Below are 21878 nucleotides of genomic sequence, written 5' to 3'. Positions count from 1 at the left end.
TATCCTCCATTATCTTTTCGTGAAATAAGACAAGCCCATTAATCTTTCGACTGCAAACATAAAGATGGCAGTAAGGAACATTAATAGAACAGAGATGGCTGCTACAGTAGGGTCAAAGTAATTTTCTACATAGAGCAGCATTTGAATAGGGAACGTACTTACACCAGGTCCAGTCATATAAACGGATATATCTACATTATTAAAGGACTCTAAAAAGGCAATCATGACAGCTGCAATGATACCGGATTTAATATTCGGCAATACCACGCTAAAGAATGTTCCGATTCGAGTCCCGCCAAGACTAAGTGCTGCTTCTTCTATAGAAAAATCAAAGTTTGCTAGACTAGAAGAAATCACACGAATAATAAATGGCAGCATGATGACCGTATGACCGATAAATAGGGATAAATAAATAGGAAGGTTGTAGGTCACAACAATATAGCGTAAAAAAGAGAAACCTAGAACAATTCCTGGAATAAGAATCGGAGAAACAAAGATAGCATTGATGATTCCTTTGCCAGCAAAGTTGAAGCGGCTCAGTGCATAAGCTGCTGGTACTCCGAGTAATAAAGCTAAAATATTTCCAGCTAGGGAAACAATAATGGATGTTTTAAAGGTGCTTAAAAACATCTCGACTTTAAAAATATTTTCATACCATCTAAAGGAAAACTCTTCTGGAGGGAATTTCAGAATGCTTCCACTCTCAAAAGAGGTAATCGATATTATTACAAGTGGTCCAAGTAAAAAAATAAAAACGAGGATAGTAAATAGGGCCAATCCTCTATGTTTTTCCTGCATACACGTTTACCCCTTTGGATTTAGTTTTTTTGCAACACCATTCATGATTGCAATAATGATAAAGGTACAAATAATCATTATTGTTGCTACAATGGAGGCAAGCTTCCAATCATTTAGGGTAATTGCATTTTGATAAAGAAAAGTGGAAATAACCCGTTGTTTTCCACCTAGTAAAGCAGGTGTTGTATACGCAGTAAAGCTTCCTACAAACACTAAAATACTCCCAATAACAAGGCCAGGAACACATAATGGCACAATGATTTTCATAAATGTCGCAATTTTGGAAGCACCAAGGCTTTCTGCTGCACGCAGTAAATCACTGTCGATATTCTCCATTACGCCGACGAGTGTTACGATTATTAATGGAAGAAAAAGGTGAACCAGACCGATAATAATGGCATTTGGCGCATATAAAATGTTCAGTGGTTCTTGAATAAGGCCTAGGTTCAATAACGTTTTATTTAGCACGCCATTCTTCCCAATAATAATCATCCAACTAAAGGAGCGAACAACAGGGCTTGTCAGCAATGGGAAAATGGTAAACAACAAGAGAATGGCTTTCCTTTTGCTAGGTAGCTTTGCAATATAATAGGAAACCGGAAAACCAATTAAAATACAGATAAAGGTAGTGAGTAAACTAACGCGTAAAGTAGTAAGTAGGATATCGATAAAGTATTTATCCTTAAAAAAATCGATATACCCTTGTAAACTAAAGGTTCCTTCGTCATTGAATGTTGTCCCAATCATAGAAAGGATTGGAATTACTAAAAAAATCGTTAAAAATAATACACCAGGTAACAAGAGTAAATATAAATATCGTTTCTTCAAGACGTCACTCCCTTTCCTCAAAGTGACCATTTAAAATGTCGATAAACATCTGGAAGAAGGCATCATCATCTACCTTTAAGGAAACATATAAGTTCGATTCCTTATTTAGACGATTTTGGAAATCACAGACGAGTTGACCATCGCATAACTCACTTTTCGTTTCAATATCGACGAAATACTTTTCTGTTTCTACGATTCTTTTGTTTATGGCAATTCCAACTGCTAGTGGATCATGCATAGCACAAGCATGGATTCCATAGCGGTTATAGTATTTCTGTTGATAGTCATTTGTGCTTTGCGTAATATAATCTTTTAAAGGTTTATCCATTATTAAATCAAGATGGTTTTTCGTTAAAAGTGCTTTTCTTGTTACATCCAGACCAACTTGAGTGATGGAAGAAAAGCCTGCATGTAAGACAATTTTTGCCGCTTCAGGATCAACATAGCTGTTGAATTCGGCAGTTGGCGTCACATTGCCAGGTCCTTTTACTACACCACCCATGAAAATAACTTCCTTTACGTGATTCGTAATTTGCGGGCATTTTTTAACGGCTAGTGCTAAATTCGTTAATGGTCCAGTCATCACCAATGTTACTTCACCAGAAAAGCTTAAAATGGAATTAATCAAAAAGTCAGGAGCAAAGCCGTCACTCACAGGGTGAGTAACAGCTGCCTCCTTTAGTGCTCCGCCTAAACCATCTTCTCCGTGAATGCGGTGTTCAAAGAAAGCTTCCCGAAGGAGGGGAGTGGCAGCACCCTTTATAACAGGGATATGATCAGCTCTAACTAAATCTAGTATTTTACATGTATTTGTAGTGGCTTGTTCTAAGGAGACATTTCCATTCACGGTTGTAATCCCCAAAATATCAAATGCTTTACTTTTTACTGCTAGTAGAATACCAATTGCATCATCAATGCCAGTGTCTACATCCAATATTAGCTTTTCTTTCATGATGACCCTCTTTTCTATTATTGAACTAGCTCTCGGTTCCAGCGATCAATCCAACCTTTTAAGTTATCATTGATAAATTTCATATCTAATGTGTGTAAGCTTGCAATAACATCTTCTCCATATGTTAGCCCTTTAGCTTCTTCTTCTGTTAGTACAACCTCCGTATTTACGGGAGAATCTACTTTATTTTTTGCAGATTTCTCTTGTGCGTCTTTTCCTAAAATATAGTTGATGAACTTTTCAGATAGTTCCTTTTGGTCTGTATCTTTTACGACGTTGATTGTATTCATAACAGCATATCCGCCTTCAGCTGGAGTAACAAATTCAGCATTAGGTACTGCTTCTTGTAAATCTGCAAAATACATCTCCATGATGGGACCAGCTGCAATTTCTCCTTGAGCAAACATGTTTACATATTCAGAAGTCTGTCCATATTCTTTAACAACGCTTGGCATTAATGATTTTAACTGTTCAAAAGCTTTATCTTCGTTAAAAGTCGGTTCACCGCTAACTAAGGAAGCCGTATCTACGATCATTGGTCCTGTAGTTGATGTAATGCTTGGTATGGTTATTTTTCCTTTTAAATCATCGCTCCATAGGTCTTTCCAAGAAGTAATTGGGTTTGTTACTTCATCTGGATTATAAGCAATTCCGAATTGAGCAATGGTGTATGCAGGACCATATTCTTCACCAAGCGGAGCTTTTGCTACTTCATAAATATTATCTAGATTAGACAGCTTGCTACGATCAATTGTTTCAAATAAATTATCTTCAATTCCTTGCTGTGCATAATAGTCAGAAAGGAAAATGACATCTACATCGGAATTTCCTTGTCTTACTTTATTTAAGCGATCTGCATTATTACCAGTATCCAAAACGATTTCTACATTATTTTCTTTTTCGAATGGTGCATAAATTTCGCTGCGGAAGAAATCTTCATTAAAGCCCCAAGTGGAAACGACTAGTTTTTCCTTCTTTTCTTTACTGCCGTTTGATGCGTCATCTGAGCTACAAGCAGCTAATAGTAAGAAGGATGATGCTGCAACTGCACTAACTAATTTTTTTATTTTCATTTTTGAACCCCTCCGAATGATTTTTTAGGTTTGGTATACTATCTTTCAAGTAAGCTATAAAAAAAATAAAAAAAGACAAGCTTAAATAGAATTATCCTTCTACTTAAGATTGTCTTTTCTTTGTAAACAAAGATTAAACTTATCTTGTGTATATAGTGGCGTTCTACTTAGATAAATCCAAGAAGAAATCCAAGTTTAATTTTTATCTAATACAATGTTTGTAAAAGCAAGCTGTGTGAAAGAATCATAATCCCTAAGAATTGCTTCGATATTCCAATTTGTATCTACTTCTAAATGTTCTTTTAGCTTCTTCTTAAAAAGTAAGGACAGATGAAAGTCAACCTCTTGTTTAAGGCTGGGCACTTCTCCTTCCAAAGCAGCAGAGCGCGAGGCGCGAGGATGCTTCGCATGAAGTGTTATGACATTCTGATCGATTGTCACTTTTAGCAATGTCGTACCAGCACCAAATAATTCCTTAGAAATTTTATTGTATACCTGAGATAAAAATCTCTTCATTTCATTTGTGTCGATGATAACTCACCTGCCAAACTATTGATATTGGTTATTATACATATCATTTTTTGATATTTCAATAGAATGTGCGGATTTTGGTGAAAAAAATATTATTTTGTCGTTTTTTCTATAGTTAAAGAAGTAAAAAAACGAACTTTATAGGAATCGGAGGGTCGGTTCTTCTGTTTCCCTATAGAGCATACTAGCAGGAACAGAATAGAGTTTTTAGTATCTTTATTGCAATTTTAATATTGGTAAAATTGCGTATATTCATAACTTTATTACATTATCTTTTATTTTTCTAGTGTGGGGTAAGATTTTTTAACATTATTTTAGATTAAACGAGAGAATGGAAACTGTAGGTCGTAAATTGGAATGACGAAAGTTTTTGGTCGAATAAGTAAATGAAAAAATTGTGCATGCTTTCGATGAAATTATTTTGCCTACTATAGGGGAAGTAAAGTGAATGTAAGCAATACTTGTTGATTTATCCTATTCTTAACGGTCGGTAAAACCTCGGCTGATGGAAGTCTTCATTATAAGAGATAAAAAAAATAGAGATTTTTATAATATTGGTTAAGGAGCTAATTTTATCGGTTATTAACTGAGGTTTTGTGCAAATGAACAAGGAATTTTGGTTGATTTATCAATTGTTAAAGGGCTTTCAATAGAATAGGATGAAAACGTATTCAATGTGGTCTAGTTGCAAATGGTTTATAAGGGGTATACAACAATTTGTAAGCAGTAGAGAAACAAGAGCGGAATACAGGATGATATTTTTAAAGGGACTATTGATTGGGAGATTCGGATGTAATAGGCCGTTATTGTAAAGAGTAATAGATTAGGAGGATTATTTATGGCAACTGGGTTAGATATTAGTTGGATTGGAGCCTTGTGTGGATTGGCGCTGGCAATTATTTTAATTTTGTTTAAGTTAGCCCCAACCTATTCACTTATTTTAGGAGCAATCGTTGGAGCATTTATTGGTGGTGCTAATTTTACAGAAACAATTACTATTTTAGTATCAGGGACACAAAGTGTACAAGGAACGGTTATCCGTATTATTGCTGCAGGTGTTTTTGCGGGTGTTATGATGGAATCTGGGGCAGCAGAAACAATTGCCAAGTTTATTGTAGATAAGCTCGGTGGAACGAAAGCAATGCTATCTTTAGCATTAGCTACGATGATTATTACAGCTGTAGGTGTATTTATTCCAGTAGCGGTACTGATTGTTGCACCAATTGCACTGTCTGTAGCAAACAAAATGGGCTATTCTAAAATTGCGGTCTTAGTTGCGTTGTCTGGAGGTGGGAAAGCAGGAAATATTATCTCTCCTAATCCCAATACAATTGCCGCGGCAGGCGGATTTGAGCTTGATGTTAACCAAGTGATGATTGGAGGACTGATTCCAGCTATTTTTGGTGTTGTGGTAACAGTAATCCTTGCATCTCTAATCAAGTATAAAGGAACTAAAGTGACAGATGAGGAGGCCGAGGAGCTAGAAAAAGCGAACGTTTCCAATCTTCCGGCTTTATCTAAGGCTTTAATAACGCCAATTATCGCGATTGTTCTTTTGATGATTAGTCCAATAGGATCAATGCTTGGAATGGAGGTTCTTACGAAGCTGAATATTGACTCCTTGTTTATTTTGCCTTTTGCTGCAGTCGTCGGAACGCTAGCATTAGGTAAAAAAGAGAAGCTTCTAGATTATTGTACAGCTGGCTTAAATAGAATGACTCCAACCATTTTAATTATTATTGGTGCAGGTGCTATTGGTGGATTGATTACTGCTTCAGACTTGCCTACACAAGTAGTTGCATTGGTAGAGTCCTCTGGCATTTCTGGTACATTCCTTGCGCCGATTGCAGGAACTTTAATGGCAGCGGCAACAGCATCTACTTCAACAGGGGTTATTTTGGCAACTGGTTCATTTTCAGAAGCAATATTGAATACTGGAGTTGCACCTATAGCTGCTGCAGTGATGACACATACTGGTGCTACTGTAATCGACCACTTACCACATGGAACTTATTTTCATGTTACCCGTAATGCTATGAACATGAGTATGGCAGACAGAATGAAAGTGGTAGGGTATGAAAGTATTGTTGGCTTAACCATGACTATTGTAGCAATAATCCTATACGGATTTATCTTATAAAACGAGGTGGAAGCAATGGGGAAAACATTTTTATTAGCTCCTGATTCATTTAAAGAAAGTATGACAGCCAAGGAAGTTTGCGTTGCTATGGAAATAGGGATAAAAAGAGCGATCCCTGATGCAGAATGTATTCATGTACCAATGGCAGATGGTGGTGAGGGGACTGTTCAATCTTTAGTAGATGCAACAGGCGGAACACTAGTTACGAAGGAAGTTACAGGACCTCTTCAAACGGCGGTTTTAGCTCAATATGGTATTTTAGGAGACGGAAAGACGGCTGTTATTGAAATGGCATCTGCTAGCGGAATCCATCATGTTACTAAGGAAACCAAGAATCCTCTTATTACAACCACTTATGGGACAGGGGAACTAATAAGGGAATGTATAGAGCAAGGAATTACTGACATTATACTGGGAATTGGCGGAAGCGCAACTAATGATGGTGGCACAGGAATGGCCGCAGCGCTTGGTTATAAATTTCTTGATGAAGATGGAAATGAACTGTTATTTGGTGGTGGGTATTTAAATGAACTAGTTACAATCGATGATTCCAATGTTATTCCACAGTTGAAAAATGTGAATATTTTGGTTGCATCAGATGTAACGAACCCTTTATGTGGGGAAAATGGAGCATCAGTTGTCTTTGGTCCGCAAAAGGGTGCTACACCAGAGATGATTGAGATTTTAGATAGAAACTTACGTCACTACGCTAAAAAGGTAAAAGCGCATCTTGGAATGGATATAGTAAACACGCCTGGTGCGGGGGCTGCAGGTGGTCTTGGAGCAGGTTTACTGGCTTTCACTAATTCAACAATGAAGAAAGGTATAGAGATTGTAATCCGGATTAACCCCCGAATTTTGGACAATAACTCTCTTATTCTTTCATTTCCTCAGTTTTTTATTTTATAGATTTCTTTCATTATTCTTCAAAAAGGCCATGTTGCTTGACATGGAGCCTCTGCGGGCATGATTCTCCTGCCAAGAAGCCAGCTGTTTTACAACATTGGCATCGCCGAACGAGGCTATCATGCCCGCCACTCCAAATCAAGCTGATGCTTTGAATGAATACATCCATTACACTCGAACCTCCTTGATCACCAATGAATCTTGTTTTTGATAGAATTCCTTTGGTGACAAATCTAGTATACTAGAATGCATACGTCTCTCGTTGTAGAACTCCATAAAATTCATGACTTCTTGATATGCTTCTGTGTAGGTTTCAAACTGCCATCTGGATAGGCAATCGTCCTCAAAAATGCGATGGAAAGACTCAATATGAGCATTCATATTTGGTGTTCTTGGTGGAATTCTTTCGTGCTCAATTTTGGAATCTTCACAAAACTTTTCAAAAGTATGGGAAATAAACTGCGGTCCATTGTCTGTTCGGATTACAGGTTTTTCCAATTCATCATATTGTTGGCGTTTTAATAATGCCCTTTTCAGTGTCTGTTTGACATCATCTCCAGTGCAGCTTAATCCCATATGATAGGTAATGATGCCCCTGTCATAAACATCGATGATGGACATGACAAAGAAAAAGCGATCCTCACCTTCGATAAAGCCATATTTAATGTCAGCTTCCCATAGCTGATTAGATCTTGTAATAATGCGATTTCTTGCTAGTTTCCTAGGGTATGAGACTTTCTTTTGGCGCTGTGGGCGTAAGATGCCCAATTCTTTACAAATCCGGTATACTTTTTTCTTGTTAATTTTAAGTTTGTATTTTCGCCTTAAGACCTTAGTGAGTTTGCGATAACCATAGTTATAGCAATCACCGGCAATCTCTTCTAGTAGAAATTCTTTAATCTGTTCGTCTGATATCTTTTGACCGTCCTCTTGGATCGAATAACCTGGTGCTGGACGTCCCTCACTTACTTTTTTCTCCTCAACACGATAATTCTTTTGATAATAGTATGTGGATCGAGGAATACCTATGATTTTAAGCACCTTTGAAATCGAGTAGCCTTTTTGAATCCATTTGTTAGCTACTTCATGCTTTTCAGCAAGTGAGGGTTTTTCTTTTTTATAAGATCCCTCAGGATCGCTATTTCAAGGTCTTTTTCACCTAATAACATTTTAAGTTTTTCATTTTCTTTGGATAATTCTTTGGAGTCTATATCTGGCAGCACAGCCACATCTACTTCACCAAATTTACCATCTTTGTATTCACGAACCCAGCGACTAACCATATTGGGATTCAGATCATACCGGCGAGCTACAAGGGTATTCTTCCCTGTGTCTTGGGCTTCCTTGATGACTTGTAATTTAAATTCTTTAGAATGTTTTATTCGTTTCATGATGTCAGCCTCCTTGGTACATTAAGCAGTATAATAAATATTACTCTTATTGTCCAAGTTCATTTTGGGGCTTATGAGAATCGAATATACAAATTTAAAAGAAAAGTTGAAAGCGGCAGATTATTGTTTTACAGGAGAAGGCGGCATTGACTTTCAAACAAAATTTGGTAAAGCACCATATGGAGTTTCTCAAGCTGCTAAAAGTGTGAACAATGATATGAAAGTGATCGCACTGGCAGGTTATATTGGTCAGGACGTGGAAGTTTTGTATGAAGAAGGCTTTGACGCTATTTTTGGAATCGTCCCTGGAGCAGCTTCCATTGATACGTTGCTGGCTCAGGGAAAAGTAAATGTTGCACGAACCGCTGAAAGCATTGCTAGACTATTAAAATAGCTAAGAAAGAAGAAAAATTAATTATGCAAGCTTTTGGTAGAAGCTGTTCCTTTGACTTGGGAGCAGCTTCTTCACTTAATACGATTAATTAACATAAAGATTAGTTCTAAAAGATCCAATATATTCTTAGGATCTTTTCCTGTAATTTTGTGAATTCTATTTAATCTATAGTTTAATGTATTTCTATGCACAATAAGTTGGCTGGCTGTTTCATTCATGTTCATATTGCAGTTAAGATAAGCCTGGAGGGTCTTAATAAGTTCATCGTTTGTTTCAAGCAAATCTGATTGAGGGGCTGTTTTTTTTATTTTTCTCAAAGAATAGGATAGATCGGCAATAAATTCACAATCAGCATAAAAAATAACTTTCTGATGAAAAAATAATCCCTTTAATACTTTTAAAGCTAATTTTGTCTGAAGAAACCCATCAGCAATCTTATCATTTATTTTACTTATGGAAATGAAGACGTCTTGATACTTAGCTAACTGCTCTTGTAGTTCTTTTATGTTGTTTGGCTCTTGCACAACTACGCATAGCGTATTTTGATATGGTTGAAAGAAAGGATAGTTGTTGACTATTGACTCATTAACGTTTTTGGGAAATTCAATATACACCAATTGGCTGGGCTTATTTAGGTGAACATCATAGAATAATGCCTGGTCTGTTATGTCTTTTGTATAAATGGTAGTAGGATCTATTAATAAGTTGAAAAAATCATGCTTTATATTCTTTCTCCTATTTTCTTTTTCTGATGCGATGCTTTGTTCGATTAATAACAGAACGGTTGATTTAACTAGTTTTCCGAAGGGACTAGTTTCCTTGATCTCACCGCTAATACCAACTACACCTAAAATATCATCATTCCATTCAATAGGCAGATTAATTCCTTTCTTAACGAATTCTTCATCCTTTTCGATAGGAACGATTTTTTTTTGTTTGATGGCAGCAACTGCACCGTGATGGAGCGTGCCAATCCTCTTTTTATTTCCACTTCCAATGATAATGCCTGTTTTATCCATAATATTAATATTATAAGGAATATCCTTCATCATTTTATTTACAATTTTTTGCGCCTGTTTTGGTGTTAATTCATACATATTAATTGGTTCACCTACCTTTTAAAAAAAGAATAACTATACTCGTTATTATATAGTGTAATCGAGGAAGTATAAAACACAATTAGGACGATTCTTCTGTTTCGTTTGTGGGAAGCAGAAGAACCGTATCATGCACCATTAAAAAGCATCTGAATATTCTTCTTGGAAAAACTGTAAAAGTGCTGGCAAGTTTTTCTGAAATTCTAAGCAAAGTTGTTGTCCTAAAGGAACAGCGTAAATGAGTTTATGGCAAAATGGGCAGATATCCTTTTCTTTAAAAAAATGTTTAACACCTAAAGGAAACGGGTGAGTAGAATTTCCAATAAGAAATTGATAATCATGATGGTGGACACGAAATAAAATTTCTCGTCCCTCAAAACTACTTGAGGGATAGATTTGTATCGCTTCAAAAGGTAATTCTCTAATCGTAAGCATAAAAAAACCAATCCTTTTGTTTTTATTGTATAGTCTTTTTTATAAATTAAACTATATCACTGATTGGGAATGTACTCAAATAGAAGATTTATCCCACTCTTAACGGACAGTAAGATTCCCCCCTCAAGCTTAGGAGAATACGAGGAAGCTAGGTGGGAGATCAACTGTCCGTAAAGGTCCGATTGGTTCAACTAACCATCAGTGGGGAGGAAGGAACACCCCTACTGATAGAAGTTTCACTTTATCCCACTCTTAACGGACAGTAAGATTCCCCCCTCAAGCTTAGGAGAATACGAGGAAGCTAGGTGGGAGATCAACTGTCCGTAAAGGTCCGATTGGTTCAACTAACCATCAGTGGGGAGGAAGGAACACCCCTACTGATAGAAGTTTCACTTTATCCCACTCTTAACGGACAGTAAGATTCCCCCCTCAAGCTTAGGAGAATACGAGGAAGAGAGGTGTGAGATCAACTGTCCGTAAAGGTCCGATTGGTTCAACTAACCATCAGAGGGGAGGAAGGAACACCTCTACTGATAGAAGTTTCACTTTATCCCACTCTTAACGGACAGTAAGATTCCCCCCTCAAGCTTAGGAGAATACGAGGAAGCTAGGTGGGAGATCAACTGTCCGTAAAGGTCCGATTGGTTCAACTAACCATCAGAGGGGAGGAAGGAACACCCCTACTGATAGAAGTTTCACTTTATCCCACTCTTAACGGACAGTAAGATTCCCCCCTCAAGCTTAGGAGAATACGAGGAAGCTAGGTGGGAGATCAACTGTCCGTAAAGGTCCGATTGGTTCAACTAACCATCAGTGGGGAGGAAGAAACACCCCTACTGATAGAAGTTTCACTTTATCCCACTCTTAACGGACAGTAAGATTCCCCCCTCAAGCTTAGGAGAATACGAGGAAGAGAGGTGGGAGATCAACTGTCCGTAAAGGTCCGATTGGTTCAACTAACCATCAGAGGGGGAGGAAGGAACACCCTTACTGATGGAATAAATGGAAAGATGGGTATTGGGGATAATTTGCAAGAAGACACTCAATCTTCGAAACCGGCTTCTTCTGTAATGGAACCAGAAAATCCTTCTAACAAGGAGGAGATAAGTGATAGAATTGAAAGAATTTATTCCTTAGCAAAAGAAGGGAAAACGGATTATGGAACATTTGTTGTTGGCAAAACTAGTCATAGCGAAGTCACAGATATATTAGGAGAACCTTCAAGCAAAACAGATAGCAATCATTCTATTTATGAAGATTATCCTAAGCAATATATAACGATTGGATATCAAAATGATACAGTAACGGATTTTAGAACAAGGAGTATGAGTAAAATGTTTGTGGGAGAATAAATATCCTTTTTGTCTAGTTGGGGGACGAGTCCCCCAACTAGACAAAAAGGCCACCAAGCGAAAGCGCGGTAGCTGGAAAAAATTAAGTATTAAAAAAGAGAGCTTCCTTTTGTAAAGTAGAGTTTGACTAGAAAACTACGAAAAGGAGAGGCTCTCATGAATCAATGTAACATAAAAATGCCATCATTAAAAGAATTGGAAAAAACTTTATTTCGAACACTACAAATGACGTTTCAAGAAATCCTTATTCAAACGTTAGAAAATTGGGATCAAGAGATTGCCAAGCAACGAGACAAAAGAAGATTTGCTTTACGTGATAAACGAGAAATACGATTAGATACAGCGTTTGGAGCTGTGGAGCTGAAGCGTAATTATTATTTTGATCGTGTGACTAAAAAATATATTTGTCTATTAGATCACTATTTACAGTTTCAGGGGAATAAGGGATTTAGTCCGCTACTAGAAGAATGGGGGTTAGAACTAGCGACGAATGGCTCCTCCTATCGAAAGGCGGTGGAAACGTTCGAACAATTTTTAGGCTATTCGGCGATGAGCCACGAAGCATTACGGCAACATCTTCTTCAAACAAGCGTACTTCCCGCTAAGGAAAAACGCCCTTTTCAAAAGGTATTGTTTGTCGAAGTAGATGGATTATATGTGAAGAGTCAAGAAAAGAAAAAGCGTGGATGGGAGTTGAAATTCGCCGCTGTACACGAGGGATGGAAAGAAAACGGAAAGCGAATCAGGCTCCGAAATAAAAGGCATTTTCTTTATGAAGGAAAAGAACCCTTTTGGGAAGCCTTTGAAACGTTCTTACAGAATCATTATGCGTATGATCCTACCCAAACCTTGCTTATTATTAATGGTGATGGAGCAGGCTGGATAACGGCATGTCGGGAGTATTTTCGGGAACGCGCCTTTTTCACCATGGATCGTTTTCATGTCGCTCGTTCGATGAAGCAACTAATGAAGAGCCATCCTCGATACCGCTACATGAAAAGAGCGTTAAGAAACTACCAGGTAGAAACATTACTTCTAGAGTTGAATAGCGCAGTAGGAACAATGGATACACCAGAAAAAGAAGAAAAACTAGAGCATTTCCTTGCCTTTTTAACGCATCATCAGGAAACCATAAAAGATTACCGTAGTTGGTTACAGGAAAAAGGTGTGGACACGACAGCGTATCGTCCAATGGGAAGTGCAGAGGCGATGATGAATCAATTAGCCAAACGATTAAAGAATGGAAGAGCATGGAGCAAAAAAGGAGTCATGAGCATGGCGCGCTTGTGGATTGGATTGAAGGATGACCTATCCATCCAAACGATATATGGGAAATGGGAAAAAGCCACGGAAAAATCAAAGAAAGAGCATCGAGCGAAAAGAAAAATACCCACAAAATTAGTAACAGAAACCGTGCGTCAGAACATGCCATACTTAAATCAAGCGATTGGAAAACCCGTTCACTTTGCCTTACAGGGATTAAAAGGTTTTTAAAAAATGAGAGAATCAACAGTTGGAAGAACAAAACCAATTGGAAAGCGGATACAAACTTAGAGGTTTTACTTTATAAAAAAGGGAGCTAAAAAAACTCCCACAAAAACTTGACTCAATCGAACAAGGAATGAAGGGGTTAAAAAGGTTCATTATAATGTTATAATGACATTATCCAGACTCTGGGTAAAGCTGATCAGGTAAGTTATTATAAAGATGATAATTCTAATCAAATTATTCTTAGCTATGATGCAACTCCTTCTTATCGATTAAGATGGGTATTAGACAAGCCAGACGAAAGTAATAAAAATCCAAAAAAGAAATCAATAAATGGAATAAGCTTCCTCTATTTATAAGTGTCGATCAAGAGGAAGGACGGAGTTCAAGGTTGCCAGAAGTAGAAAGTACCCCTTCAAGTCTGGTGATTGGGAATAAAAATGATAAAGAATATGCTTACAGGATTGGAAGGAAGATTGGAGAGAATGTAAAATCGTTTGGTTTTAATCTTGACTATGCTCCAGTACTTGATATCAATAGTAATTCAGAAAATCCCGTTATTGGTGATAGATCGTTTGGAAATAATGCTGATATAGTTCATGATACGGGGATACAAGTAATGAAAGGTATTTAGGCAGAAAAGGTCATTTCTGTTGTAAAGCATTTTCCGGGTCATGGAGATACCGTAGTGGATTCCCATATTCAACTACCAAAGGTGAACAAATCTTTAACTCAGTTGCAAAATCTAGAACTAATTCCTTTTGAATATGTGATTAATAATGGAGCCGATGTTGTGATGGTAGCGCATATTTTACTACCAAAGCTCGATAAAACCTATCCGGCATCTATGTCAAAAGCGGTAATTACAGATTTATTAAGAAATCAACTTCAGTTTGATGGAGTGGTAATAACAGACGATATGACTATGGGAGCAATTGTGGATAATTTTGAGATTGGAGAAGCTGCAGTGGATTCTATTTTAGCTGGTAGTGACATCATACTAGTAGCGCATGATAACACAAACATACACACAGTTATAAAATCAATTAAAACAGCTGTAGAAAATAAATATAATTAGAAGATTGAATTCTGATAAATAAAATTTATATATATGAAAAGAGCAGAGTGGACTAATTACTTTATTTTGCCTTACACTGAATGTAACAGTAGGGCAAAATAAACTTACAATACTGAGATTCTGGAAATACTATATATTTTTGGCTTGCTGAAGCAATTATTCAGGAAGCCTTTTTAATATTTGTTTTATTATAGCGTGTGAAAAATTGAACTTAGCTGGGATACTTTCACAAATAAAAGTATTAATAAACCGAGAACAAACACATTTTTTTGCAAATTTAAAATCTCTGTTATATTCAAACGTTTACCAATTCGGTTACAACCCAATTTACCCTTTTCAAAGTCATGCAATAGAATCCTTCTTAAAGTTGGGTTATAGGAAGCTTATCTTCAATATACGACTTACATCAGGACCTCCTAAAAAAAAAAGTATTGCTTCTATATTTTTCCATGTTATAATATTAAATGAATTTTGATAATAGTGAGGGAAGTGCTAATAGTGAAATTATAATTTACAAAACAAGTTCTTTATTCGGAACTACTATGTTCCCGGACTTCTTTCGGATTACGACCATGCCCTTTATGTGTAGATTAAATTTTTTTCTTTTGAAGTATCTAATCTCTTGCTTCAATGTATGTTGCTGAGAAATCACTAATAAACTACCTATGGTTGTTTTATGAATAATGTTTCTTTTCCTTCATGTAAATGATTTAAATTCATTGATGATTTAAATCATTTGCGAATAAGCTCTCTACAATAGAACTAAATTCGCTATCCAAAACAACTTTCACGACGGAATGTCATCTCATTTTTTACTCGTTTGATTAACTTTAAAAGGAATTCGTTTGTATTCTCGCACTAAAGAGTAGTTATAGTTCCATTATTAAGTTTAATAGGTCTCTTTTGTCGTATAGAAGTCATAAGGAGTGTTCCTCTGGTAGATTCTGTTTAGTCAATTAACATTCTAACTGGAGATAGTAACTCTTTTTTGTGTTTTAAGACACTTGATTCTCTGAGGGGAAACTTTATAAAACTGGTCATTATTGGTTAGTTATTATTAATTCTTTATAGTTTTTACATAGGTATTTAGAAGTGGTTATTTAAAACTATTTTTTCACTCGTTTTTTTAATCAGGAACTTCTGACATATTTACATAAATCCCCTATTGTAATTAAAATTTTTTAGTTAGATATTAAAAAGAGAAACAGAAGGAAGATTATGAGTTATAAAAAATTTTTTTCACAAATAGAAGACGAGATTTTATTAGATATTTTTAATAGACACTCTTTACATGAATTGGTAACAAAAGGGGATAGAATTATAACCGAGTATATAAAAGAATCGTATATTCATCCAAATGTTAAAATTGCAAAAAATTGTACGATTGAAGGTCTTGTCTATATAGGTGAAGGAGTATCTATACAAGACTATGCATTTATTAGAGGACCAGTGATTATATTAAATAATTCTTTAATAGGGAAATCCGCATTTATTAGAAATGGATCTATTATAGGGTCTAATACAATAATTGGACATTCAAGTGAAATAACTAGAAGTATCTTACTTAATAATACATCTATTGCTCATTTTAATTGCATTACTTACTCAATTATTGGTAGTAATGTGAATTTTGGATCTCACGCATGCACTACTTCATTTCTCTTAAAAAATAATAATATTAATTCATTAGATATTGATATGTATTACTATATTGATGAAAATAACAAACAGAAAGTAAACAGCAAAAAATTTGGAGCTGTAATAGGAGATAACTGTAGATTTGGAGCATATTCAATGACCAATCCAGGCGTTTCGATGGAACCAGACTGTATAGTTTATCCTTATACATCTGTTAGAAAAGGATATTATTTTCAAGATACCCGACTTTCTGATAGGAGAGAACGGGAACTAGTTTAATTAAAAATAATTAGAAAAGGCTAGGAGAGAAAATAAAATGATATATAGCAATATGTTAAGTCTTAAAGAAAAAACTGTTGAATTTTTTGAAAATATAAACTTTAAGCAGATTGAAGAAAAAAATTTATTAGATACTAAAAATGGACATGACTTTAACACTTCTTTATTAGTTGCTCATGCAGAGGAAATTTTAGAGGAAGATACAGAAAAGTTATTTTCAATTCAGAAGGTCTTTTATCCTTCAGGGCATGATGAATCAATTAGATTTCCGTTATTTTCATTTTTTTCAATAATGAGTAATTTTTATATGAAAAATATCTCTTCTCTTGATTACTCTCTCAATATTGCAGCAAACTATTTAAAAGACATTTGTAATATAAAACTTGAGAATATAAAAATAATTATTAATGAAAATACCTATAAAAAATATAAGGATGAATTTGATTCATACTTTAGTTTCAAACAAATTTTTTTAACTCCAAAAAAAAATGAGTATACATTTACGAATAATGGTTCTCTTATTAAGGGAGAGTATGTAAAATTTGTGTATTTCAATTCGAATGGTTTCTTCCCAATATATGATTTCGTTCTTATGAAGGAGGGTAGTAAGTTACATATTGAAGCTGGAGGCATACTAGATAGATTTATTTTTTTAAACATGGACAAAGATACTATCTTTCAAACAGATATCTTTGAAGAAATGATTTTGGCAATTAATGAAAAAATGGGTTCCGATGTATTTACACCTAAATTTGATTACATTGGTTACTATATAGCACATATGATAAGGTCTTTATCATTTGTTATATTAGACGGTTTAAAACCCTCAAATAGAAGTCCTAGGTCAAAAGCACTTAGGTATTGGATGAAATACTTAATGATACGGATGAGTTTTTATAATATTAGCCCGTTTGTATTGTTGGATTTGTTAAGTGTCGTAAGATTTAGTATAGAAAAATCAGGTTATCTCTATAACAATGAATCTTATGAAAGAAATAAAAAGTATTGGATAGAGGAAATAAGTAATCTTTATAGAAATCATGCAAAAGAAATTCTGAATATTAAAACTGGAGATTTAAATAATTGTGGAAGTATATATAAAGATGTATTATCAATACTTAGTCTTGATAAGCAATTGGGTAAGATAATTGACACAACTAGAATATCTCATGGATATCCATTTACAGATGAAAGTGAACAATTTACGGTTATACGGAAAAATTTTAATCAGTTTATTAAAGAGTAAAACTATCTAATAATATGGAGTCTATACATATGAGAAAATTTAGCATGAATTTTATTAGTGAACGATTAGAAAATAGAATATTCAAGGAAACAATAAACACAAATGACATAACTCGTAAAGTATTTAGAAAGACACCAAAAAAAATTGGAAGTTCAATTAAATATGATAAAAAATTCAATAAAATAAAAAACAGGAAAAATAAAGACTTAAATATTAATATGGAAGATTTATTAAATCGTAAATCTGTAATATTAAATTTAGATGGAGTTTTCAATTATATACTTGATAAAGTAGTACTCGTTACAGGTGCCGGAGGGTCCATCGGTTCAGAGATATGTAAACAATTATTACCATTTATGCCCCGAAAAATAGTTCTTCTTGGACATGGAGAATATAGTATATACAATATAGAGATGGAATTAAATAGATATAATGAAAGTAATATAACTGAAATTGTAACAGAAATTGCAGATATCCAGGATAAAAGGAAAATATATTCAGTAATGCACGAACATAATCCAGATATAATATATCATGCTGCTGCACATAAACATGTTCCTCTGATGGAAAGAAACCCAGAGGAGGCTTTAAAAAACAATCTAATTGGAACAAAAAATGTTGCTGAAGCTGCTAATTTATTTAACGTGGAAACATTCGTAATGATATCTACGGATAAGGCTGTCAATCCAACAAATGTAATGGGGGCAACTAAAAAATTAGCAGAAATGATTGTGCACTACATGGATCGTACTAGTAATACAAGATTTATTACAGTAAGATTTGGAAATGTATTAGGTAGTCGTGGAAGTGTAATTCCACTTTTTAAAAAACAAATTGAGAATGGTGGTCCCGTAACTGTTACCCATCCTAAAGTAGTTAGGTATTTTATGACAATTCCAGAAGCTTCAAGGTTAGTAATCCAAGCAGGTAGTATTGCTAAAGGTGGAGAAATATTTGTTCTTGATATGGGTGAACCAGTAAAAATAATTGATATTGCAAATAAATTAATTGAACTTTCCGGCTTTTGCGAAGGTGACATAAAAATAGAATTTAGTGGCTTAAGGCCTGGTGAAAAAATGTTTGAAGAGCTTTTGGATGAACAAGAAATTATTCAGAAATCAGTATATCCTGGTATATATATAGGTAAATCTATAGACATCGATATAAATGAAATATATAAATTAATTGAGGAATACACAAAATATAATAAGAATGAGCTGAGAGAATATTTATTAAGGTTAACCAATGAACAAAAAAATACACAAGAAACTGTTTTATTTTTTTCTTAATGGAGAATTGTTGCTATGAATAAAAAAATTTATCTATCTTCACCTCATATGTCAGGGAATGAAATGCAATATATTAATGCAGCTTTTGATTCTAATTGGATTGCTCCTATTGGAGAGAATATAGAATTTTTCGAAAAAGAACTATCAGAATATGTAAATATTAAACATGCTGTAGCACTATCCTCTGGTACTGCAGCTATACATATGGCTCTTAAATTCCTTGGAATAAGTAAAGGGGATTTTGTTTTTTGTTCATCACTAACTTTTGCAGCTAGTGCCAATCCTATAGTTTACCAAAATGCTACTCCAGTATTTATAGATAGTGAACCTAATAGTTGGAATATGAGTCCAATTGCTTTACGAAAAGCTTTTAAAAAATATAAACCAAAAGCTGTAATAGTAGTACATTTATATGGACAGGCAGCTTCTATGGATGAAATTATGCAGATATGTAAAGAATATAATGTTCCAGTTATTGAGGATGCAGCTGAAAGTTTAGGTGGTACATATAAGGGTAACTATACTGGTACAATAGGGGATTTTGGTATTTATTCATTTAATGGAAATAAAATCATAACGACTAGTGGAGGCGGGATGCTAGTTTCAAATAATAGAGTCGCTATTGATAAGGTCCGTTTTTGGTCATCACAATCAAAAGATAATGCTAGATATTATCAACATAGTGAGCTGGGATATAATTATAGAATGAGTAATATTCTTGCAGGGATAGGAAGAGGACAATTAACAGAATTAACAAATAGAATTAATAGCAAAAAGTCTATTTATGATAGCTATTTAAAATCATTTGAAGAAATTGAAGCTATTAAAATGATGCCAATTCAAAACTATGGAACTCCTAATTATTGGTTATCATGTTTTACCTTGGATATCAATTGTGGATTAGACCCAATTGATATAATTATAGCTTTAGAAAAAAATAATATTGAAAGTAGGCCAGTGTGGAAACCTTTACACTTACAACCGTTTTATAAATCATGTGACTTTATAAATCATAATAATTATGGGATTAGTATATCTGAACAAATATTTAATAGAGGTATTTGTCTTCCAAGTGATACTAAAATGAGTGAAATTCAAATAAATAAGGTAGTGAAAATAATTAAAGAATTATTTAGATGAATTTTCTTATATTTCATAAAGATAAGATTAATTTATTCTTTTTCTGTATAAAATTCAATTAAAAAGGTAGGGTGAAATTTGCATAATAGAAATTTAGAAAATGATCAATTTAAAGAGTTGCTGACAAAAATTTATAAAAAGAGCCTCAAAGGTGAAATAAATACAAAAGAAATTTTAGATGAGCTAAAAGATGAACTTAGTAAAATTATAAAATAAATAATATAAATTCTTTTTATAAAGAATTAGTAATTTGTTTTATCTAAATAAACGCTTAATAGAGGTTGCTTAGTATTGGGAAGACGGACTAACTTCTTAGATAAAATATGCTTTTATACAGATAATCGTATTTGTAGCTGTAATTGGTAGAATATTTGTTTGATTTCGCTAATCTATCTCTCAGTAAGATATGTTCTCTATTTGATTGTTATAAAAATACGGTTTAAATTATTGGAATTTGATATATATATTGGAGAATATGCTGTCCTATACTGATAGTTCAAATATTAATAGTAAATAAAATTATATTAGTCAGCAACAAAGATGAAAATAGCAAATAAAATAACTCCTCAATGAGAATTTTCCTAAAAAAATATACTAAACTAAGGTGTGATTGATTTGAAAATATTATTTTTAAGTAGAGTTCCTTTTAAAGTTTTTAAAAATTATTCGGATGTTATTACTGATAAAATATTTGTTGTAACAGATTCTAGGTTTTTTAACGAATATATTCAAAATTTAGAAAATGTATATCATTTCGATTATTATTTAAACAATGATAAAATAGTTAACTTTTCAGTAGATTTAATAAAAAATAAAAATATAGACTTAGTAATAGCTGTAGATGAGTCAGATGTTGAACGAGCAGCCGTGATAAGACGTTTAGCAGGTTTAACAGGTCAAAGTGAGTTTTGTGCCATCCGCTACAGAGATAAATTAATAATGAAAGATACTTTGAGAGATTATGATATTGAGATGCCGATATATCAATCAATCAAAAACAAAAAAGATATAGAAAAATTTGGAAGTGAATATGGATATCCTTTAGTTCTAAAACATAAGAAATCATGGGCAACAAATAATACATTTAAAATAAATTGTGCGAGTGATTTAGATAAGGCATCTGAGAAAATCGAAACATTCGAAGATTATATTGTTGAAGAATGGATAGATGCACGAATGTATACAGTAGAAGGAATACAAAAAGATGGATCTCTAATTTGGTATGCCATCCATGAATATGATAGAAATTGTTTAGAATCAGTAATAAATAATGATGATGGTTTTACAACTTTAACTAGTAAAATAATGGATAACCAAAGAAAGAGGGAACAAATCAAAACTTATACTGAAAAGATTTTGAACCTACTTAATAAGTCAGAAAAATTTATCTCTGCTGTCCACTTAGAATTTTTTATAACAAATGATAATAGACTTATTTTCAATGAAGTAGCTTGTAGGATAGGTGGTGGGAAAACAATTCAATTATTAAAACATGCCTATAATATAAATTTTATTGAACTGTTAATAGAACAACATAAGAACCAATTAGAAAATATAAAAGTAGAATTTCCACCTATTACAAAACCACAAAATTATATCGGTGCCTATAGAAAATATTTTATAGAAAGAAAAGTTGAGTTAGATTCACTAGCGGAAAAGAATAATTGGATATTAGAACTAGAAAAGAACCAAATGAAAAATGTTAATGAACCAATAGTAAATATAAATAATTTTGAAGCAATGATTTTAATAAAAGAAGATAGTTATGAAGCTTTGAATAATAGACTATTAGAGTTAAAAAACTATTAAAAATAACGGGTTAT

Annotated in this window: 18 protein-coding genes and 4 pseudogenes; 12 read left to right on the top strand and 10 right to left on the bottom strand. The window is 33.9% G+C overall.

What is annotated here, in order from left to right; genetic code table 11:
* Positions 1-9 precede the first annotated feature (9 nt).
* The 5 genes from HHU08_RS21050 to HHU08_RS21030 all read right to left on the bottom strand — a co-directional run bounded on the left by HHU08_RS21050 (position 10) and on the right by HHU08_RS21030 (position 4167).
* Positions 10-798, bottom strand: a complete 789-nt coding sequence (locus HHU08_RS21050) for an ABC transporter permease (protein ID WP_016202054.1) — start codon at positions 796-798, stop codon at positions 10-12.
* A 6-nt stretch (positions 799-804) separates the two neighbouring features.
* Complete coding sequence (locus tag HHU08_RS21045; protein WP_169189235.1) at positions 805-1626, bottom strand: ABC transporter permease; 822 nt, start codon at positions 1624-1626, stop codon at positions 805-807.
* 4 nt (positions 1627-1630) lie between these two features.
* Positions 1631-2578 (bottom strand): nucleoside hydrolase, encoded by a 948-nt coding sequence (locus HHU08_RS21040; protein ID WP_016202056.1) that lies wholly within the window; start codon positions 2576-2578, stop codon positions 1631-1633.
* 17 nt (positions 2579-2595) lie between these two features.
* Complete coding sequence (locus tag HHU08_RS21035) at positions 2596-3651, bottom strand: ABC transporter substrate-binding protein (protein WP_016202057.1); 1056 nt, start codon at positions 3649-3651, stop codon at positions 2596-2598.
* Between the two features lie 195 nt (positions 3652-3846).
* Entirely contained in the window at positions 3847-4167 is a 321-nt protein-coding gene (locus HHU08_RS21030; RefSeq protein WP_016202058.1) for a hypothetical protein, read from the bottom strand.
* An 853-nt stretch (positions 4168-5020) separates the two neighbouring features.
* Here HHU08_RS21030 and HHU08_RS21025 point away from each other — a divergent pair.
* Positions 5021-6322 (top strand): GntP family permease, encoded by a 1302-nt coding sequence (locus HHU08_RS21025; protein WP_169189234.1) that lies wholly within the window; start codon positions 5021-5023, stop codon positions 6320-6322.
* Between the two features lie 15 nt (positions 6323-6337).
* Positions 6338-7162: pseudogene (locus HHU08_RS21020) on the top strand (glycerate kinase family protein); the annotation flags it as partial.
* Positions 7163-7225: 63 nt separating this feature from the next.
* Here the strand turns inward: HHU08_RS21020 and HHU08_RS25570 are convergent.
* From HHU08_RS25570 to HHU08_RS26015, 3 genes are read right to left on the bottom strand one after another with little or no spacing between them, the layout of a single operon-like run.
* On the bottom strand, positions 7226-7351 hold the full coding sequence (locus HHU08_RS25570; protein WP_263479876.1) for a hypothetical protein: 126 nt from the start codon (positions 7349-7351) through the stop codon (positions 7226-7228).
* Between the two features lie 45 nt (positions 7352-7396).
* Positions 7397-8296, bottom strand: a complete 900-nt coding sequence (locus HHU08_RS21015) for an IS3 family transposase (RefSeq protein ID WP_040344397.1) — start codon at positions 8294-8296, stop codon at positions 7397-7399.
* An 11-nt stretch (positions 8297-8307) separates the two neighbouring features.
* Positions 8308-8619, bottom strand: coding sequence for a transposase (locus HHU08_RS26015; protein ID WP_016205489.1), 312 nt, complete (start codon positions 8617-8619; stop codon positions 8308-8310).
* A 79-nt stretch (positions 8620-8698) separates the two neighbouring features.
* Here HHU08_RS26015 and HHU08_RS21010 point away from each other — a divergent pair.
* Positions 8699-9013: pseudogene (locus HHU08_RS21010) on the top strand (glycerate kinase); the annotation flags it as partial.
* A 71-nt stretch (positions 9014-9084) separates the two neighbouring features.
* On the opposite strand, the gene HHU08_RS21005 reads toward HHU08_RS21010, so the two are convergent.
* Both HHU08_RS21005 and HHU08_RS21000 read right to left on the bottom strand, forming a co-directional pair.
* On the bottom strand, positions 9085-10110 hold the full coding sequence (locus tag HHU08_RS21005) for a CdaR family transcriptional regulator (protein WP_016202061.1): 1026 nt from the start codon (positions 10108-10110) through the stop codon (positions 9085-9087).
* A 138-nt stretch (positions 10111-10248) separates the two neighbouring features.
* Complete coding sequence (locus tag HHU08_RS21000; RefSeq protein WP_016202062.1) at positions 10249-10545, bottom strand: hypothetical protein; 297 nt, start codon at positions 10543-10545, stop codon at positions 10249-10251.
* Positions 10546-11462: 917 nt separating this feature from the next.
* Between HHU08_RS21000 and HHU08_RS25795 the strand changes: the two genes are divergently transcribed.
* The 9 genes and pseudogenes from HHU08_RS25795 (at position 11463) to HHU08_RS20955 (ending at position 21864) form a co-directional block, all read left to right on the top strand.
* Positions 11463-11897, top strand: coding sequence for a DUF4309 domain-containing protein (locus tag HHU08_RS25795; protein WP_169189233.1), 435 nt, complete (start codon positions 11463-11465; stop codon positions 11895-11897).
* A gap of 156 nt (positions 11898-12053) precedes the next feature.
* Positions 12054-13391 (top strand): ISLre2 family transposase, encoded by a 1338-nt coding sequence (locus HHU08_RS20990; RefSeq protein ID WP_169188335.1) that lies wholly within the window; start codon positions 12054-12056, stop codon positions 13389-13391.
* A 319-nt stretch (positions 13392-13710) separates the two neighbouring features.
* Positions 13711-14463, top strand: a pseudogene (locus tag HHU08_RS20985) (glycoside hydrolase family 3 protein).
* A gap of 1218 nt (positions 14464-15681) precedes the next feature.
* Complete coding sequence (locus tag HHU08_RS20980; protein ID WP_169189232.1) at positions 15682-16380, top strand: DapH/DapD/GlmU-related protein; 699 nt, start codon at positions 15682-15684, stop codon at positions 16378-16380.
* Positions 16381-16417: 37 nt separating this feature from the next.
* On the top strand, positions 16418-17626 hold the full coding sequence (locus tag HHU08_RS20975) for a hypothetical protein (protein ID WP_169189231.1): 1209 nt from the start codon (positions 16418-16420) through the stop codon (positions 17624-17626).
* Between the two features lie 197 nt (positions 17627-17823).
* Positions 17824-18915: pseudogene (locus HHU08_RS20970) on the top strand (UDP-N-acetylglucosamine 4,6-dehydratase family protein); the annotation flags it as partial.
* 15 nt (positions 18916-18930) lie between these two features.
* Positions 18931-20055 carry a DegT/DnrJ/EryC1/StrS family aminotransferase gene (locus tag HHU08_RS20965; protein ID WP_169189229.1) on the top strand — a complete coding sequence of 375 codons (1125 nt, stop codon included), beginning with the start codon at positions 18931-18933 and terminating at the stop codon, positions 20053-20055.
* Positions 20056-20133: 78 nt separating this feature from the next.
* The gene (locus HHU08_RS20960) at positions 20134-20271 is read left to right on the top strand and encodes a hypothetical protein (protein WP_169189228.1); all 138 of its coding nucleotides are present in this window, start codon (positions 20134-20136) and stop codon (positions 20269-20271) included.
* A 399-nt stretch (positions 20272-20670) separates the two neighbouring features.
* Positions 20671-21864 (top strand): ATP-grasp domain-containing protein, encoded by a 1194-nt coding sequence (locus HHU08_RS20955; protein WP_169189227.1) that lies wholly within the window; start codon positions 20671-20673, stop codon positions 21862-21864.
* Positions 21865-21878 lie beyond the last annotated feature (14 nt).

Origin of the sequence: Niallia alba (genome assembly GCF_012933555.1) — a bacterium.
GTDB classification, from domain to species: Bacteria; Bacillota; Bacilli; order Bacillales; family Cytobacillaceae; genus Niallia; species Niallia alba.
The sequence above is the reverse complement of the archived record's forward strand: the minus strand, read 5'-3'. Positions and strand labels throughout refer to the sequence as shown.

What these genes read in the sequence shown, in the direction of transcription:
- HHU08_RS21050 (WP_016202054.1), bottom strand. Translation starts at nt 798, where the DNA reads ATGCAGGAAAAACATAGAGGATTGGCCCTATTTACTATCCTCGTTTTT.
- HHU08_RS21040 (WP_016202056.1), bottom strand. Translation starts at nt 2,578, where the DNA reads ATGAAAGAAAAGCTAATATTGGATGTAGACACTGGCATTGATGATGCA.
- HHU08_RS21035 (WP_016202057.1), bottom strand. Translation starts at nt 3,651, where the DNA reads ATGAAAATAAAAAAATTAGTTAGTGCAGTTGCAGCATCATCCTTCTTA.
- HHU08_RS21030 (WP_016202058.1), bottom strand. Translation starts at nt 4,167, where the DNA reads ATGAAGAGATTTTTATCTCAGGTATACAATAAAATTTCTAAGGAATTA.
- HHU08_RS21025 (WP_169189234.1), top strand. Translation starts at nt 5,021, where the DNA reads ATGGCAACTGGGTTAGATATTAGTTGGATTGGAGCCTTGTGTGGATTG.
- HHU08_RS25570 (WP_263479876.1), bottom strand. Translation starts at nt 7,351, where the DNA reads ATGATAGCCTCGTTCGGCGATGCCAATGTTGTAAAACAGCTGGCTTCT.
- HHU08_RS26015 (WP_016205489.1), bottom strand. Translation starts at nt 8,619, where the DNA reads ATGAAACGAATAAAACATTCTAAAGAATTTAAATTACAAGTCATCAAG.
- HHU08_RS21005 (WP_016202061.1), bottom strand. Translation starts at nt 10,110, where the DNA reads ATGTATGAATTAACACCAAAACAGGCGCAAAAAATTGTAAATAAAATG.
- HHU08_RS21000 (WP_016202062.1), bottom strand. Translation starts at nt 10,545, where the DNA reads ATGCTTACGATTAGAGAATTACCTTTTGAAGCGATACAAATCTATCCC.
- HHU08_RS20990 (WP_169188335.1), top strand. Translation starts at nt 12,054, where the DNA reads ATGAATCAATGTAACATAAAAATGCCATCATTAAAAGAATTGGAAAAA.
- HHU08_RS20980 (WP_169189232.1), top strand. Translation starts at nt 15,682, where the DNA reads ATGAGTTATAAAAAATTTTTTTCACAAATAGAAGACGAGATTTTATTA.
- HHU08_RS20975 (WP_169189231.1), top strand. Translation starts at nt 16,418, where the DNA reads ATGATATATAGCAATATGTTAAGTCTTAAAGAAAAAACTGTTGAATTT.
- HHU08_RS20965 (WP_169189229.1), top strand. Translation starts at nt 18,931, where the DNA reads ATGAATAAAAAAATTTATCTATCTTCACCTCATATGTCAGGGAATGAA.